The following is a 14,800-nucleotide window of genomic DNA, read 5'->3' on the forward strand; positions in this document are numbered from 1 at the left end:
GCGTCAGTCGTCGTTGCCGTGCACGATGGTGTGGATCACCCAGCGATCCTCGAACACCACCGAAAAGCGGCCGTAGTCCCAGCGGGTGATCGGTGGCTCGCCCACGGTCGGATGCCGGGTTGCCGGCTCGCCGTAACGGCCGCGTACCGTTTCCTTGGTCTGCCCGCGAGTTGGCACGCTCTCGCGTTCCTTGATGGTGAACGAACCGTCCTCGAGCCGCAGGATGTCGGCCTGGGCGGTTCCGGCAAGCCCCGCGCCGCCGGCGAGAAGGAGGGCGGCAAGCACTCCGGTCGCACGGTGGATCGGGGATCGGGAGGCAACGCGTTTCCCTGGCATGGCCATGTCTCCGTCTGGATGTGGGTCCCGGGGTCGGACCGGGCTGGCTCGCACTTATAGTAGGGGAATATGGGATTTTGTGCATCCGCGTTGCGGCCCTTGCCGGTAGAACCACTACCGGCTGCGTACCGCGCCTTGTCTCGGAAAACCCGGGGTGCCGGCCAGAGCGTGTACATCGATCGGTGTTTCTTCGGGGGATGGGCGGACGTTCGCAGTTCTGGCATGCTTGCGGGATGTTCCGACCCCTGTCCGTTGCGATCGGCCTGCGCTATACGCGCGCCAAACGTCGCAATCATTTTATTTCGTTCATCTCCGTGGTCTCGATCCTTGGCCTGATCCTGGGCGTGATGGCGCTGATCACGGTGCTGTCGGTGATGAACGGCTTCGAGAAGGAGCTGCGCGAGCGGATCCTCGGCATGGCGTCGCACGCCACGCTGGAGGAGAGCCGACGGGCCCTGGCGGACTGGGAAAGCGTGAAGGAACGCGTGCTCGCCGTCGACGAACGCGTGCTGGCCGCGGCCCCCTACGTTCAGCGCGAGGCCATGCTGAGCGCACGCAACCGGATTTCCGGCGGCATGATCCGGGGAGTGGATCCGGCACTGGAACTGGAAGTGGCACCGATTGGCGAGCACATGGAGGAGGGTGCGCTGGAACAGCTCGAAGGCGGCGCCTACCGCATCATTCTGGGCCGCGAACTGGCCGCTGAACTGCAGGTGCGGGTGGGTGAATCGCTGATCCTGATGGCCCCGCAGGCGAGCGTGTCTCCCGCCGGGGTAATGCCGCGCATGCGGCGCTTCGAGGTGGTCGGGCTATTCGAGGTCGGCATGTATGAATACGACCGGGGTACGGCCTTCATTCATCTGGACGACGCCCGCGCGGTGTTCCGCACCGGCGAGGATGTCTCCGGGCTGCGCCTGCGCGTGGACGACATGATGCAGGCGGGCCGGATCGCTCAGGACCTGACGCGCGAACTCAACGGCGCCTATTTCATCTCCGACTGGACCCGGCAGCATGCGAATCTGTTCCGGGCGATCCAGATCGAGAAGATGGTGATGTTCATCATCCTGTCGCTGATCGTCGCCGTGGCGGCCTTCAACATCGTGTCCACGTTGATCATGCTGGTCACCGACAAACAGGGCGATATCGCGATCCTGCGCACCCTCGGGATGCCGCCCTCCGGCATCATGGCGGTATTCGTGGTCCAGGGGATGGTGATCGGTCTGTTCGGGATCCTTCTGGGGACGGCGGCGGGTGTTGCGCTGGCGCTCAACATCGACGTGGTGGTGCCGTTCATCGAACAGGTGACCGGGGTCGAATTCCTGTCCGCCGATGTCTATTACATCAGCGATTTGCCATCGGAACTGGATCCGGCGGATGTGCTGCGCGTGGGCGGGGTGGCGTTCCTGCTGACCGTGCTGGCGACCCTGTTCCCGGCCTGGCGCGCGGCACGGACTCAGCCGGCGGAGGCGCTGCGCCATGACTGATCACGACGTGCATGCAACGGTACTGGAGGCGCGGGGTCTGGAACGCCGCTTTCGCGACGGCAAGCTGGACGTGACCGTGCTCGGCGGGGTGGATTTCACCCTGGAGCCCGGCGCGCTGGTCGCGATCATCGGCGCCTCCGGCAGCGGCAAGAGCACGCTCCTGCATCTGCTCGGCGGCCTGGACCGTCCGACCGCCGGCGAAGTCCGGCTGCTGGGCACGCCCTGGTCCGGGATGAGCGAGGCCCGGCGCGGGCGCCTGCGCAACCGGCATCTGGGCTTCGTGTACCAGTTCCACCATCTCCTGCCCGAGCTGACGGCGGCCGAAAATGTCGCCATGCCGCTGCTGATCCGCCGGACCCCGGGGCCGCAGGCACGCCGCGAGGCGCTGCACTGGCTGGAACAGGTGGAGCTGGGTGATCGTGCGGAGCACAAGCCCGCGGAGCTTTCCGGTGGCGAGCGGCAGCGCGTTGCCATTGCCCGCGCGCTGGTGACACGCCCCTCGGCGATCCTCGCGGACGAGCCAACCGGCAACCTCGACCAGGAACGGGCACAGCACGTCTTCGCTCTGCTGCGGGAGATGAACCGCGCCACGGGCACGGCGCTGGCCCTGGTCACCCACGACACCACGCTGGCCGCGCAGATGGACCGTTCGGTTCACCTGGTCAAGGGCCACCTGCAGGGTAACGGCGACTGAGGGAAACACTGATCAATGCGGGCGCGAACGGTCGTCGTCGCCGGAACGCGTGCCGGAAGCCTGCGAGTCCGCTTGCCGTTCGACGGCCTTCGTCTCGCGTGATTCCCGCGGCGCTTCCGGATCGACCGGGCTGCGGGAGAAGACCTCGCGCAGCTCGGCCTCGCGCTCGCGCCGCTGGCGTGCGAGGTACCGCCGATGGCGCACGCGCTGGATCACGTTCAGGCGCCACAGACCCCGCACCAGCAGATAGCCGGCCAGTCCTGCCGCCACGCCCAGTACCAGTGACCCGGTCATCAACGGCTTCCACACCGTCAGCATCTCGGTGGCGAACCATTCCCAGGTGATCTCGGTGCTGAATTGGCGCGGTTCTTCGCCCAGGAGCTTGCGGCCCACGGTATAGGCCGTATACAACATGGGGGGCATGGTCACCGGGTTGGAAATCCACACCAGGATGACCGAGATGGGCAGGTTGACCCGGGCCAGAATGGCGATCGCACCCGCGATCAGCATCTGCATCGGGAGTGGCAGGAAGGCCACGAACAGCCCCACGGCAAAAGCACCGGCCACGGAGCGGCGGTTGAGATGCCACAGATCCGGCGAGCGCAGGCGGGGCCCCAGCGGGGCCAGCGCACGGTGTCCCCGCAGGCGGTCCATGCCGGGGAACAGCTTCTTGATGATGTGTCGGGCCATGGTCTCGGGTTCGACTCCTGCCGGCCTTGCGCGTCACCGCCTGGGGCAGGCGGACCCTACCCCGTGGATGCCCCGCGGACAATGCCGGGGCAGGCATGATTCCCTTCGCAGCGGGTTTTGTGGCCGCTCTGTGGCTGGTGCACCAACTGCCGGCCCTGCCGCCACCGTGGATCTTCGCGGCGCTCGCCACCACTCTCGTCGCCTCCATGGTAACGCGCCATCCGGCGGCACTGCCCGCGATCCTGGCGGGGACCCTCGCAGGGCTGCTGCTGGGGACCGTTCATGCCACGACCTGGCTGGACCGGGTGGTGACGCAAGCCGAACCGGAGGCCACGCTGAGTGGCCGGGTCGTGGACCTGCCGCGCCACGGCGAACGCAGCTCGCGATTCCATCTGGCGACGCACGGCGACCCACCGCGCCGGCTGGAGGTCTCGGTCTATCCCCCGCGGGCGGATGTTGAGGCCGGGGACGTGCTGCGCCTGAAGGGGCGCCTGTATCCACCGCAGGGCCGTGCCAATCGTGCCGGCTTCGACCGTGAGGCGTGGTTCTATCGCGCAGGCCTCCATGGTCGCCTGAACGTCTCGGCCGCTGACCTGCGTCATGCGGTCGATGACACGGCCCCGGGGGCCCTGCGCGGAGCCCTGCACCGACAGCGCGCCACGCTCCGGGACCGCCTGCAGGCCGCCGCTCCGGAACTGCGCCACCCGGGACTGGTGCAGGCGCTGGTGATCGGCGAGCGCAGCGGCATGACGGATGCCGAATGGACTGCCTTCCTGCAGACCGGCACCAATCACCTGATGGCGATCTCGGGGTTGCACGTGGGCCTTGTGGCGGGGTTCGCGGCCCTGCTGGCCACGCTGCTCTGGCGTCATGTGGCCGGCGTACGGGAACGCTGGCCCCGCCGCGTGCTGGCGGCCACCGCGGCGGCCCTGGCCGCGCTGGGATATGCGGCGCTGGCGGGTTTCAGTATCCCCACCCAGCGCGCTCTGCTGATGCTGCTGGCGGTGCTGGCCGCGTTGCTGCTGGGGCGGGGCGGGACCCCGTGGCGGGCGCTGGTGCTCGCAGCGCTCATCATCCTGATCCGTGACCCGCCCGGCGTACTGGCGCCGGGCTTCTGGTTCTCGTTTGGTGCCGTGGCGGTGATCCTCGGCCTGCTTCAGGGGCGCCGCGCTCGCCCCGGGCTGCGCGAAGCCATGGCGATCCAGGTGCTGCTGGCGCTCGCCATGCTGCCGCTGGCGCTGGCATGGTTCCAGCTGGGATCGTGGATCGCGCCGCTGGCCAACATCGTGGCCGTCCCGTTGATCTCCTTTGTGGTACTCCCGGCACTGCTGACAGGGGCCGGACTGGCCATGCTGTGGCCGCCCCTGGGCGGCCCGCCGTTGTGGCTCGGCGATGCGGTGCTGGGGCTGCTGGTCACGCTGCTGCAGGCCCTGGCCGACCTGCCGGCCGCGGTGGCCGAACGGGGCGTTCCGCTTGCGGCGGCCCTGCTCGCCGGCCTGGCGGTGATCTTTCTGCTCCTGCCCGGACGTCGCCGGATGGCCCCCTGGGTGCTGCTGGCGGCCCTGCCGCTGGGTTTACCCCTGCGCCCGGACCTGTCCCACGGCGAGCTGCGGGCGGAATTGCTGGATACCGGGCGCGAGGCGGTGGTCCTGCTGGAGACCCGCAACCACGTGGTGGTCTACGGCCCGGGGCGTGCCCGCGACGTGGAATCGGCCTTGCTGCCTGCCCTGCGGGCACGCCAGCGAAACCGAATCGACCGGGTCATCGTGGCCGACGGGCGGCTTGACGACAGCGGGTCGCGCGCCGCCGCACTGCAGGCACTGACCGCGGCCGTGAAGGTGGAGCGGGTGCTGCACCGCGACGAGCGACACCCCCGACGGATCCGCGAGTCCGGTCCGGTCTATCGGGCCTGCCGGGCCGGGCAGCAGTGGCAACGGGACGGGGTGGTGTTTCGCGTCCTGCATCCACCACGCGGCTGGGACGCCTCGCGCGCCGCCAGTTGCGTGCTGCGGATCGAGACCGCCGGTGGCGCATTGTTGCTGACCGGCGGGCTGCGCGGACTCGGTGCGGCGGTGCTGGGCCACGAAACGCCCGACGAGGACCTGCAGGCACGCCTGCTGGTGACCGCCGAACCCGCGAAGGCCGTCGACGACGGAGAGGGGCGGGCCGGGGTGCGGGCACCCACCCGCTGGGTAGCCGGCACGATGCCCGACGGGCCCGTCGGGTCGGGCGCTGGCGGCCTGCGTGCCACGTCCACGGACGGGGCCCTGCGCCTGAGGGGCGGAACTGCCTGGGAGGCGGGAGCGGGTTGGCGGAACGAACGTCGCCGGTTCTGGCAACGGCCGCACCCCTGAACGGCCGAGGCAATCCATGTCACTCCACGATAAACTGGGCGGATGAACGATTTTGTCTCCGATACGATTCGCCCCGTCCGCTTTGCCGACGACCGTCTGTGGCTTCTGGACCAGCGCCGTCTGCCCGCGCAGGAAACCTTCCTGCCCCTGGATGATGCCCCGGCGGTGGCAGACGCGATCCGCGAAATGGTGGTACGCGGGGCACCCGCGATCGGCATCACCGCGGCGTTCGGCGTGGTGCTGGCCTGCCATCAGGCACTGCAGGCCACGGACTGGCGCGAGCGCGTGGGCGCCGACATCGCGACCCTGCGGGCGGCGCGGCCCACCGCCGTGAACCTGTTCTGGGCGCTGGACCGGATGCAGGCGGTGGTGGCGGCCGCCGGAAGCGCCCGGGCCGCGCTGACCGCGACGCGCGAGACAGCCATGGCGATGCTGGAAGCCGACATCGCCGGCAATCGCGAGCTCGGCGCCCATGGCGCCGCGCTGATCGAACCGGGCCGCGCCGTGCTGACCCATTGCAACACCGGCTCTCTGGCGACCGGGGGCTACGGGACCGCGCTGGGAGTGATTCGCGCCGCCTGGGACCAGGGGCGCATCACCGGGGTCTACGCCGACGAGACCCGTCCCTGGATGCAGGGCAGCCGGCTGACGGCCTGGGAGCTGGTGCATGACGGGATTCCGGTGACCCTGCTGTGCGAAGGCGCCGCGGCGCGGCTGCTGCAGAGCGGGGAGGTCGGCTGCGTGGTGGTGGGGGCGGATCGCATTGCGGCCAATGGCGACACCGCCAACAAGATCGGCACTTACGGGCTGGCATTGCTGGCGCGAGCGCACGGCGTGCGTTTCATGGTCGCCGCCCCGGTCGCCACCATCGATTATGCAACCCCCGCCGGCGATGCCATCCCGATCGAACAGCGCGATGCCGGAGAAGTACTGACGCTCGCGGGCCAGCCCCTGGCAGCCGCCGGGGCCGCCGCCTACAACCCGGCATTCGATGTCACCCCCGCCGGGCTGATCGACGCCATCGTGACCGAGCGGGGAGTGATCGAAACCCCCGACGCCGAACGGCTGGCGGCGTGGCGGCCGCACCCCGGAGATACCCCCGAACCGCGAGGCGTTCACGAGGGAACCTGACCGCCCCGGCAGGGCTCCTCCGGCGGGGGAATATGGTATGATCGCGGGCTTGTTCTAACGGACGGCGTGACCCATCAATGGCTGAATTCGCCAAGGAAATCTTCCCGGTCAATCTCGAAGACGAGATGCAGCAGTCCTACCTCGATTACGCGATGAGCGTGATTGTGGGACGCGCGCTCCCCGATGTGCGCGACGGCCTCAAGCCCGTCCATCGTCGTGTGCTCTACGCCATGCGCGAGCTGGGCAACGACTGGAACAAACCGTACAAGAAATCGGCCCGCGTGGTCGGTGACGTGATCGGTAAATACCACCCGCACGGCGACTCGGCCGTATACGACGCCATCGTCCGCATGGCGCAGTCGTTCTCGATGCGCTACATGCTGGCCGACGGGCAGGGCAACTTCGGTTCCATCGACGGCGACTCGCCGGCCGCGATGCGTTACACCGAAGTACGCATGGCGCGGATCGCAACCGAGCTGCTGGCCGACATCGACAAGGAAACCGTCGATTTTGTCGACAACTACGACGGTTCGGAACAGGAACCTTCGGTCCTGCCGGCAAAATTCCCGAATCTGCTGGTCAACGGCTCCTCCGGGATCGCCGTGGGCATGGCGACCAACATCCCGCCGCACAACCTGCGCGAGGTCATCAATGCCTGCGTGGCGCTGATCGACCACCCCGAGATCGATATCGACGGCCTGATGCAGTACCTGCCGGGCCCGGATTTCCCCACCGCCGGGATCATCAACGGCGTCGAGGGGATCCGCGAGGCCTACCGCACCGGGCGCGGTCGGGCGGTGATCCGTGCGCGTTCGCACGTGGAGCCGCTGGAAGGCGGGCAGCGCGAGGCCATCGTGGTCACCGAGCTGCCGTACCAGGTGAACAAGGCGCGCCTGACCGAGAAGATCGCCGAGCTGGTCAAGGAAAAGCGCATCGAGGGCATCTCCGAGCTGCGCGACGAGTCCGACAAGGACGGCATGCGCCTGGTCATCGAGCTCAAGCGCGGCGAGATGAGCGAGGTGGTGCTCAACCATCTGTACATGCACACCCAGATGCAGAACGTGTTCGGCATCAACCTGGTGGCGCTGGTCGACGGCCAGCCGAAGGTGCTGAACCTGCGGCAGATCCTCGAGGCGTTCCTGCGCCACCGCCGCGAGGTGGTGACCCGCCGCACCATCTACGACCTGCGCAAGGCACGGGAGCGGGCCCATGTACTGGAAGGGCTGGCGATCGCGCTGGCCAACATCGATCCGGTGATCGAACTGATCCGCAACGCACCCAATCCGGCCGAGGCGAAGGCCGGACTGCTGGCGCGCAGCTGGCCGCCGGGCATGGTGGAGGGGATGCTCGACCGCGCCGGGGCCGCGGCCTCGCGCCCGGAAGACCTGGAAGCCGAATTCGGCATGGGCGAGGACGGCTACCGCCTGTCCGAGACCCAGGCCCAGGCGATCCTCGACCTGCGCCTGCACCGCCTGACCGGACTGGAACAGGACAAGATCGTCGACGAATATCGCCAGCTGCTGGATACCATCGAGGACCTGCTGGACATTCTCGGCTCGCCCGAACGCCTGCAGCAGGAGATCCGGGGCGAGCTGCTGGGCGTGGCCGAGCGCTTCGGCGACGAGCGCATGAGCGAGATCCGCGAGCAGCAGGCCAACCTGACGCTGGAGGACCTGATCGGCGAGGAGGACGTGGTCGTTACGCTGTCGCACGCCGGTTACGTGAAGTACCAGCCGGTGGCGGACTACCGCGCACAGCGGCGGGGCGGACGCGGCAAGGCGGCGGCCAGCTTCAAGGAAGAGGACTTCATCGACCGCCTGCTGGTGGCCAATACGCACGATACGGTGCTGTGTTTCTCCAGCCGCGGCCGGGTGTACTGGCTGAAGGTCTACGAGCTGCCACAGGGCTCACGCGCATCCAGGGGCAAGCCCATCGTCAATCTGTTGCCTCTCGAATCCGACGAGCGCATCAATGCGATCCTCCCGGTGCGCAGCTACGATCCGGATCATTACGTGTTCATGGTCACGGCCCAGGGCACGGTCAAGAAGACCCCGCTGACGGACTTCTCGCGGCGGCGCGCCAGCGGCATCATCGCCGTGGATCTGCGCGAGGGCGACCACCTGGTGGACGTGTCGCTGACCGACGGCAGCCAGGACGTGATGCTGGTGACCACCGCGGGCAAGGCGGTGCGCTTCTCCGAGACCGACGTGCGCGCCATGGGCCGCACGGCCTGCGGGGTGCGCGGCGTGCGCATGGACGACGACCAGCGGGTGATCGCACTGCTCAACGTGGACGAAGGCGCGGCGCTGTTTGCCACCGAGAACGGCTACGGCAAGCGCACCCGCTTCGACGAGTTCCCGGTCCACCGGCGCGGCGGCCAGGGCGTGATCGCGATCCAGACCGAAGGGCGCAACGGCGCCCTGGTGGGAGCCGCCCGGGTGCAGGAAGACGACGAGGCGATGCTGATCACCAATGGCGGCACGCTGGTACGCATGCCGGTGGAAGAGATTCCGCTGATCGGCCGCAACACCCAGGGCGTACGCCTGATCCGTCTGGATTCCGGCGAACAGCTGGTGGAACTGGCACGGGTGGCGCGCTTCGCCGGCGACGAGGACGACACTGACGCGGAAGCCGACACGGAGAATCAACAGTCGGCCGCCCCGGAAACGCACGAGGACGAGCCGCAGGGCGGCCGCGAACCCAGCGAAAAGGGAGATGAAGAATGAGCCGAATCTGGAACTTCAGCGCCGGCCCCGCGGCCCTGCCGCAGGCGGTGCTGGAACGGGCACGCGACGAGATGCTGGACTTCCACGGTACCGGGATGTCGGTGATGGAGATGAGTCATCGCGGCAAACCCTTCATGGAAGTCGCTGAAAAGGCGGAAGCCGATCTGCGCAAGCTGATGGGCATCCCCGACGACTACGCGGTGCTGTTCCTGCAGGGCGGGGCGACCGGGCAGTTTTCCGCGATCCCGATGAACCTGCAGCCGGGTGGCCAGCCGATGGACTACATCGATACCGGGGCCTGGTCCGGAAAGGCGATCAAGGAAGCGCAGAAGGTGGGGCCGGTGAACATCGTCGCCAGTTCCCAGGCCGAGGGCTATGCGTCCATCCCCGAGCGTTCGACCTGGAAACTCGATCCGAACGCCGCCTACGTGCACTACACGCCGAACGAGACCATCGGCGGCGTGGAATTCCACGAGGTGCCCGACGTGGGCGACAAGCCGCTGGTGGCGGACATGTCCTCCACCATCCTGTCGCGTCCGATCGATGTCTCGAAGTTCGGCGTGATCTACGCCGGCGCCCAGAAGAACATCGGTCCGGCCGGCGTGACCGTGGTGATCGTGCGCAAGGACCTGCTGGAACGCGAGAAGGGCCAGGTACCCGCCGTCCTGGACTGGAAGCTGCAGGCCGACAACGACTCCATGTACAACACCCCGCCGACCTTCGGCTGGTATTTCGCCGGCCTGGTCTTCGAATGGCTGCTGGAGCAGGGCGGGCTGGAAAAGATGGCCGAGATCAACCAGCGCAAGGCGGACAAGCTCTATCGTTTCATCGACAACTCGGCGTTTTATCGCAACCCGGTGGAGCCCAGTGCGCGTTCGTGGATGAACGTGCCGTTCATCCTCGCCGACGACAGCCTCGACGGTCCGTTCCTGAAGGAAGCCGACGCGGCTGGTCTGTCCTCGCTGAAGGGCCACCGCTCGGTGGGCGGCATGCGCGCGAGCATCTACAACGCAGTGCCTGAAGAGGCCGTCGACGCCCTGATCGAATTCATGGCGGATTTCGAGGAACGCCACGCCTGAAAAGGAGGTCGTGATGTACCGCGTCAAGACCTACAACAACATTGCGCTGCGGGGGCTGGAACGCTTCCCGCGCGAAACCTACGAAGTCGCCTCCGGTCTGGAAGACCCGGATGCGATCATGCTGCGCTCGCATGACCTGCACGGGGAGACCATCCCGGATTCGGTGCTGGCCGTGGGGCGCGCCGGCAGCGGGGTGAACAACATCCCGGTGCAGGATCTCACCGAGCGCGGCGTCGCGGTCTTCAATGCCCCCGGGGCCAACGCCAACGCGGTCAAGGAGCTGGTGATCGCGGGGCTGCTTCTCGGAGCGCGAAATCTGGTGCCGGCCGCCGGTTATGTGCAGTCCCTGGATCCCGATGATTCAGGGTTCACGGCCGCAGTAGAACAGGGCAAAAAGCGCTTTAGTGGCTTCGAACTCCCGGGGCGGCGGCTGGCCGTGCTCGGCCTGGGGGCGATCGGGGTCAAGGTGGCGAACGCCGCCCGGTCCATGGGGATGGAGGTCGTGGGCTTCGACCCCAAGATCACCGTGGAGAGCGCCTGGCAGATGGCGTCGGACATTGAACGTGCGCGTTCGGTGGATGCGGCACTGGAAGGGGCGGATGCGGTCACGGTGCACGTACCCCTGACCGAAAACACGCAGAACCTGGTCAATGCCGAGCGCATCCGTTCGATGAACCCCGGCGCGATGGTGCTGAACATGGCCCGCGACGGGATCGTCGACGACGCCGCGGCCGGCGAGGCCCTCAACGAGGGCCACCTGCACGCCTACGTGACCGATTTCCCGGTCCCCGGCCTGCTGGATCACCCGCGGGTGATCACGCTGCCGCACCTGGGGGCGTCGACCACCGAGTCGGAAGAAAACTGCGCGGTGATGATCGCCGACCAGATGCGGGACTATCTCGAGAACGGCAACGTCGTCAATTCGGTGAACCTGCCAACCCTGGTACTGGAGCGGAAGGGGCAGGCGCGCATCGCCGTAATCAACCGCAACCTGCCGGACCGTGTAGCGCAGATCTCGCACGTCATCGGTGAATCGGACATCAATATCCTGCATCTGATGAACGACTCGCGTGGCGACATCGCCTACACCATGCTGGACGTGGACGGACATCCCAGTCCGACCACGCTGGATGCGCTCTATCGCATCGACGGTGTACTGCGGGCGCGGGTGCTCTAGGTCGTGAGCGAAGGGGAGTCCCTCGCGTCGCTGCGCGCGCGGATCGATGCGATCGACGGCGAGTTGCTGGCCCTGCTCAGCGAGCGGGCCCGCTGCGCGGAATCGGTCGCGCGGGTCAAGCGCGACAACGGCGAGGAGCCGGTGTTCTACCGGCCGGAACGCGAAGCCGAGATCCTGCGTCGGGTGCGGGAGGAGAATCCGGGGCCGCTGGCGGATGACGTGATCGTCCGGCTGTTCCGGGAGATCATGTCCGAATGTCTGGCCCTGGAGCATCCGCTGACGGTGGCCTATCTGGGGCCGGAGGGGACCTTCACCCACCTGGCCGCGCGCAAGCATTTCGGCCATGCGGTCACGACCACGCCGCTGGCGTCCATCGACGCCGTGTTCGGCGCGGTGGAAACCGGGCGGGCGCAGTTCGGCGTGGTTCCGATCGAGAACAGTTCCGAGGGCGTGGTCACGCATACGGTGGACTGCTTCATGGACTCGTCGCTGCAGATCTGCGGCGAGGTCGTGACGCCGATCCACCATCACCTGCTGTCGCAAAGTGCCGGTCTCGGCGAGGTCCGCCAGGTACTGGCCCACGCCCAGGCCCTGGCGCAGTGCCGGGAGTGGCTGGATACCTGGCTGCCGCACGCCGAGCGCCATGCGGTGGCCAGCAACGCCCGCGCGGCGGAACTGGCGGCCGGGGATGGGTCCGCGGCGGCGATTGCGTCGCGCGTGGCGGCGGAGCACTACGGGGTTCCGGTGCAGGTGGAGCACGTGGAGGACCGCGCCGACAACACCACCCGGTTCCTGATCATCGGCACGGCCACCACCCGTCCCAGCGGCGCGGACCGTACGTCGATCATGCTGAGCACGGCCAACCGGCCGGGCTCGCTGTACGCGTTGCTGAAGCCGATCGCCGAGGCCGGCATCAGCCTCACGCGCATCGAATCCCGTCCCTCGCGCTGTGCGCAGTGGACCTACGTGTTCTTCCTCGACCTGCTGGGACACCAGGAGGACCCGGAAATCGCCGGGTGCCTGGAACAGCTGAGGGAGACCGCCGACACGGTGAAGATCCTGGGCAGCTACCCCCAGGCCGCAACCTGAGAGGCATCCATGGCAACGAATCCTTCCGAATCCGAAGCCCCCGGGCCGGGTCCGGCCGCCCGGGCCGTGTCCGGCGTGCAGGGACTGCAGCCGTATCAGCCGGGCAAACCGGTGTCCGAGCTGGAACGCGAGCTGGGCATCAGCGAGGCGGTCAAGCTCGCTTCCAACGAAAACCCGCTGGGCCCGTCGCCGCGCGCCGTGGAGGCGGCCCGGGGCGTGCTGGGCGAAGCCCATGTCTACCCCGACGGCAATGCGTTCGAGCTGAAGGCGGCGCTGGCGGTGCGTCATGGAGTGGACCCGGCGCAGATCACCCTAGGCAACGGCTCCAACGAAGTGCTGGAGCTGATCGCGCGGACCTGGCTGGCGCCGGGGCGGGCGTCGGTGTTTTCCGCCCACGCCTTCGCGGTGTACCCGCTGGTGACGCAGGCCACCGGGGCCGAGGCGCGCGTGATCCCGGCCGTGTCGGCGGACGATGCCCGCCAGCCGTTCGGGCACGATCTGGATGCGATGCGCGCCCGGGTGGATGACGACACCGCGGTGGTGTTCGTGGCGAACCCGAACAACCCGACCGGTACCTGGCTGGATGCGCAGGCGCTGGAGGCCTTCGTGGCGGCGATGCCGCCGCAGACCATCGTCGTGATCGACGAGGCGTATGCCGAATACGTGGAAGAAGACGGTTATCCGGACGCCACACGCTGGCTGGACCGCTATCCCAACGCGGTCGTCACCCGGACCTTTTCCAAGATCCAGGGGCTGGCGGGGCTGCGCCTGGGCTATGCCGTGAGTTCGGCGCCGGTGGCCGACATGCTCAACCGCGTGCGTCAGCCGTTCAACGTGAACGCGGTCGCTCAGGCGGCCGGTCTGGCCGCGCTCGAGGACAGCGACCACATCCGGCACTCGGTGGCGGTCAACCGGGAAGGCCTGGTGCAGCTGGGGCGCGAACTCCGGGCCATGGGCCTGCGGGTCATCCCTTCGGTCGGCAATTTCATTACCTTCGACACCGGCACCGACGTCAACGCGGTGCATGACCGTCTGCAGCGGCGTGGGGTCATCGCCCGGCCTGTGGAAAACTACGGGCTGCCCGGGCATCTGCGCGTCACGGTCTCGACCGCGGAGGATAACGAACGATTCCTGGCCGCCCTGCGCGAGGCCCTTGCATGATCGACCGGCTGGTCATTTTCGGAGTCGGCCTCATCGGCGGTTCGCTGGCCCTGGCGCTGCGCGAGGCCGGGGAGGTGGGGACGGTCGTGGGCTGTTCGCGCAATCCGGACAATCTGCGCGAGGCCGAACGCCTCGGCGTGATCGACGAATGGACCACCGATCCGGCCGAGGCCGCCCGGGGGGCCGACATGGGCGTGCTGGCCGTACCCCTGGGGGCCATGGAAGGGCTGGCGGCATCGCTCGCCGGGATCTGGCCGGAGGATGCGCCGCTGACCGACGTGGGCAGCAGCAAACAGGCGGTGCTGGAGGCCCTGGCGCGGGGGTTCGGCGAGGTTCCGCGGCAGTTCGTCCCCGGGCATCCGATCGCCGGCACCGAGCAGAGCGGGGTGGCGGCCGCCTTTCCCGAACTGTTCCGCGAACGGCTGGTGATCCTGACGCCGGCCGACGCCACCAGCGTAATGGCGACCAACCGCGTGACTGCGATGTGGCAGACCGCCGGCGCGCGGGTCGAATTCATGACGCCGGCGCATCACGATCACGTGCTGGCAGCCACCAGCCACCTCCCGCACGTGCTGGCCTTTACCCTGGTGGCGTCGCTGTCGAAGATGAGCGACCGCGACGAGATCTTCCATTATGCGGCGGGCGGTTTCCGCGACTTCACCCGCATTGCCTCCAGCGATCCGGTCGTCTGGCGCGACATCTGTCTTGCCAACGGGCCCTCCATCCTGGAGGTGATCGAACGTTACCAGGCCGATCTCGAATCCCTGCGGCAGGCGATCGAGCAGGGCGACGGGCAGCGCCTGGAGCAGGAATTCACTCACGCCAAGACCACGCGGGATCGTTTCTGTGATCCCGCCCGAGCTCAACTGGATACCTGAA

General features: G+C 68.1%; 11 protein-coding genes and 1 pseudogene. 10 read left to right on the top strand and 2 right to left on the bottom strand.

Going from position 1 to position 14,800, the window contains the following annotated elements; genetic code table 11:
* Positions 1–3: 3 nt before the first annotated feature.
* Positions 4–285: a hypothetical protein gene (locus D577_RS0102240; protein ID WP_018945967.1), complete on the bottom strand. Its 282-nt coding sequence runs from the start codon at positions 283–285 to the stop codon at positions 4–6.
* A gap of 284 nt (positions 286–569) precedes the next feature.
* Between D577_RS0102240 and D577_RS0102245 the strand changes: the two genes are divergently transcribed.
* The gene (locus D577_RS0102245; protein ID WP_018945968.1) at positions 570–1,820 is read left to right on the top strand and encodes a lipoprotein-releasing ABC transporter permease subunit; all 1,251 of its coding nucleotides are present in this window, start codon (positions 570–572) and stop codon (positions 1,818–1,820) included.
* Entirely contained in the window at positions 1,813–2,514 is a 702-nt protein-coding gene (locus D577_RS0102250) for an ABC transporter ATP-binding protein (RefSeq protein ID WP_018945969.1), read from the top strand. The genes D577_RS0102245 and D577_RS0102250 overlap by 8 nt, the downstream gene beginning before the upstream one ends.
* Before the next feature lie 12 nt (positions 2,515–2,526).
* On the opposite strand, the gene D577_RS0102255 is transcribed toward D577_RS0102250, so the two are convergent.
* Complete coding sequence (locus D577_RS0102255) at positions 2,527–3,204, bottom strand: DUF2062 domain-containing protein (protein ID WP_018945970.1); 678 nt, start codon at positions 3,202–3,204, stop codon at positions 2,527–2,529.
* A 95-nt stretch (positions 3,205–3,299) separates the two neighbouring features.
* Between D577_RS0102255 and D577_RS0102260 the strand changes: the two genes are divergently transcribed.
* From D577_RS0102260 to D577_RS0102295, 8 genes and pseudogenes are all read left to right on the top strand, one after another.
* Complete coding sequence (locus tag D577_RS0102260; RefSeq protein WP_018945971.1) at positions 3,300–5,558, top strand: ComEC/Rec2 family competence protein; 2,259 nt, start codon at positions 3,300–3,302, stop codon at positions 5,556–5,558.
* Between the two features lie 42 nt (positions 5,559–5,600).
* Positions 5,601–6,689 (top strand): S-methyl-5-thioribose-1-phosphate isomerase, encoded by a 1,089-nt coding sequence (gene mtnA / locus D577_RS0102265; protein ID WP_018945972.1) that lies wholly within the window; start codon positions 5,601–5,603, stop codon positions 6,687–6,689.
* Between the two features lie 77 nt (positions 6,690–6,766).
* Positions 6,767–9,290, top strand: a pseudogene (gene gyrA, locus D577_RS0102270) (DNA gyrase subunit A); the annotation flags it as partial.
* A 121-nt stretch (positions 9,291–9,411) separates the two neighbouring features.
* Positions 9,412–10,494, top strand: a complete 1,083-nt coding sequence (serC, locus tag D577_RS0102275; protein WP_018945974.1) for a 3-phosphoserine/phosphohydroxythreonine transaminase — start codon at positions 9,412–9,414, stop codon at positions 10,492–10,494.
* Between the two features lie 13 nt (positions 10,495–10,507).
* Positions 10,508–11,671, top strand: coding sequence for a phosphoglycerate dehydrogenase (locus D577_RS0102280; protein WP_018945975.1), 1,164 nt, complete (start codon positions 10,508–10,510; stop codon positions 11,669–11,671).
* Positions 11,672–11,674: 3 nt separating this feature from the next.
* Complete coding sequence (gene pheA, locus D577_RS0102285; protein WP_018945976.1) at positions 11,675–12,760, top strand: prephenate dehydratase; 1,086 nt, start codon at positions 11,675–11,677, stop codon at positions 12,758–12,760.
* Positions 12,761–12,769: 9 nt separating this feature from the next.
* Positions 12,770–13,921, top strand: a complete 1,152-nt coding sequence (gene hisC, locus D577_RS0102290) for a histidinol-phosphate transaminase (protein WP_018945977.1) — start codon at positions 12,770–12,772, stop codon at positions 13,919–13,921.
* Positions 13,918–14,799 (top strand): prephenate dehydrogenase/arogenate dehydrogenase family protein, encoded by an 882-nt coding sequence (locus D577_RS0102295; protein WP_018869440.1) that lies wholly within the window; start codon positions 13,918–13,920, stop codon positions 14,797–14,799. Before hisC ends, D577_RS0102295 begins: the two co-directional genes overlap by 4 nt.
* Position 14,800 lies beyond the last annotated feature (1 nt).

Origin of the sequence: Thioalkalivibrio sp. AKL17 (assembly GCF_000377885.1) — a bacterium.
GTDB lineage: Bacteria > Pseudomonadota > Gammaproteobacteria > Ectothiorhodospirales > Ectothiorhodospiraceae > Thioalkalivibrio > Thioalkalivibrio halophilus.

What these genes read in the sequence shown, in the direction of transcription:
- D577_RS0102245 (WP_018945968.1), top strand. Translation starts at nt 570, where the DNA reads ATGTTCCGACCCCTGTCCGTTGCGATCGGCCTGCGCTATACGCGCGCC.
- D577_RS0102250 (WP_018945969.1), top strand. Translation starts at nt 1,813, where the DNA reads ATGACTGATCACGACGTGCATGCAACGGTACTGGAGGCGCGGGGTCTG.
- D577_RS0102255 (WP_018945970.1), bottom strand. Translation starts at nt 3,204, where the DNA reads ATGGCCCGACACATCATCAAGAAGCTGTTCCCCGGCATGGACCGCCTG.
- D577_RS0102260 (WP_018945971.1), top strand. Translation starts at nt 3,300, where the DNA reads ATGATTCCCTTCGCAGCGGGTTTTGTGGCCGCTCTGTGGCTGGTGCAC.
- mtnA (WP_018945972.1), top strand. Translation starts at nt 5,601, where the DNA reads ATGAACGATTTTGTCTCCGATACGATTCGCCCCGTCCGCTTTGCCGAC.
- serC (WP_018945974.1), top strand. Translation starts at nt 9,412, where the DNA reads ATGAGCCGAATCTGGAACTTCAGCGCCGGCCCCGCGGCCCTGCCGCAG.
- D577_RS0102280 (WP_018945975.1), top strand. Translation starts at nt 10,508, where the DNA reads ATGTACCGCGTCAAGACCTACAACAACATTGCGCTGCGGGGGCTGGAA.
- hisC (WP_018945977.1), top strand. Translation starts at nt 12,770, where the DNA reads ATGGCAACGAATCCTTCCGAATCCGAAGCCCCCGGGCCGGGTCCGGCC.
- D577_RS0102295 (WP_018869440.1), top strand. Translation starts at nt 13,918, where the DNA reads ATGATCGACCGGCTGGTCATTTTCGGAGTCGGCCTCATCGGCGGTTCG.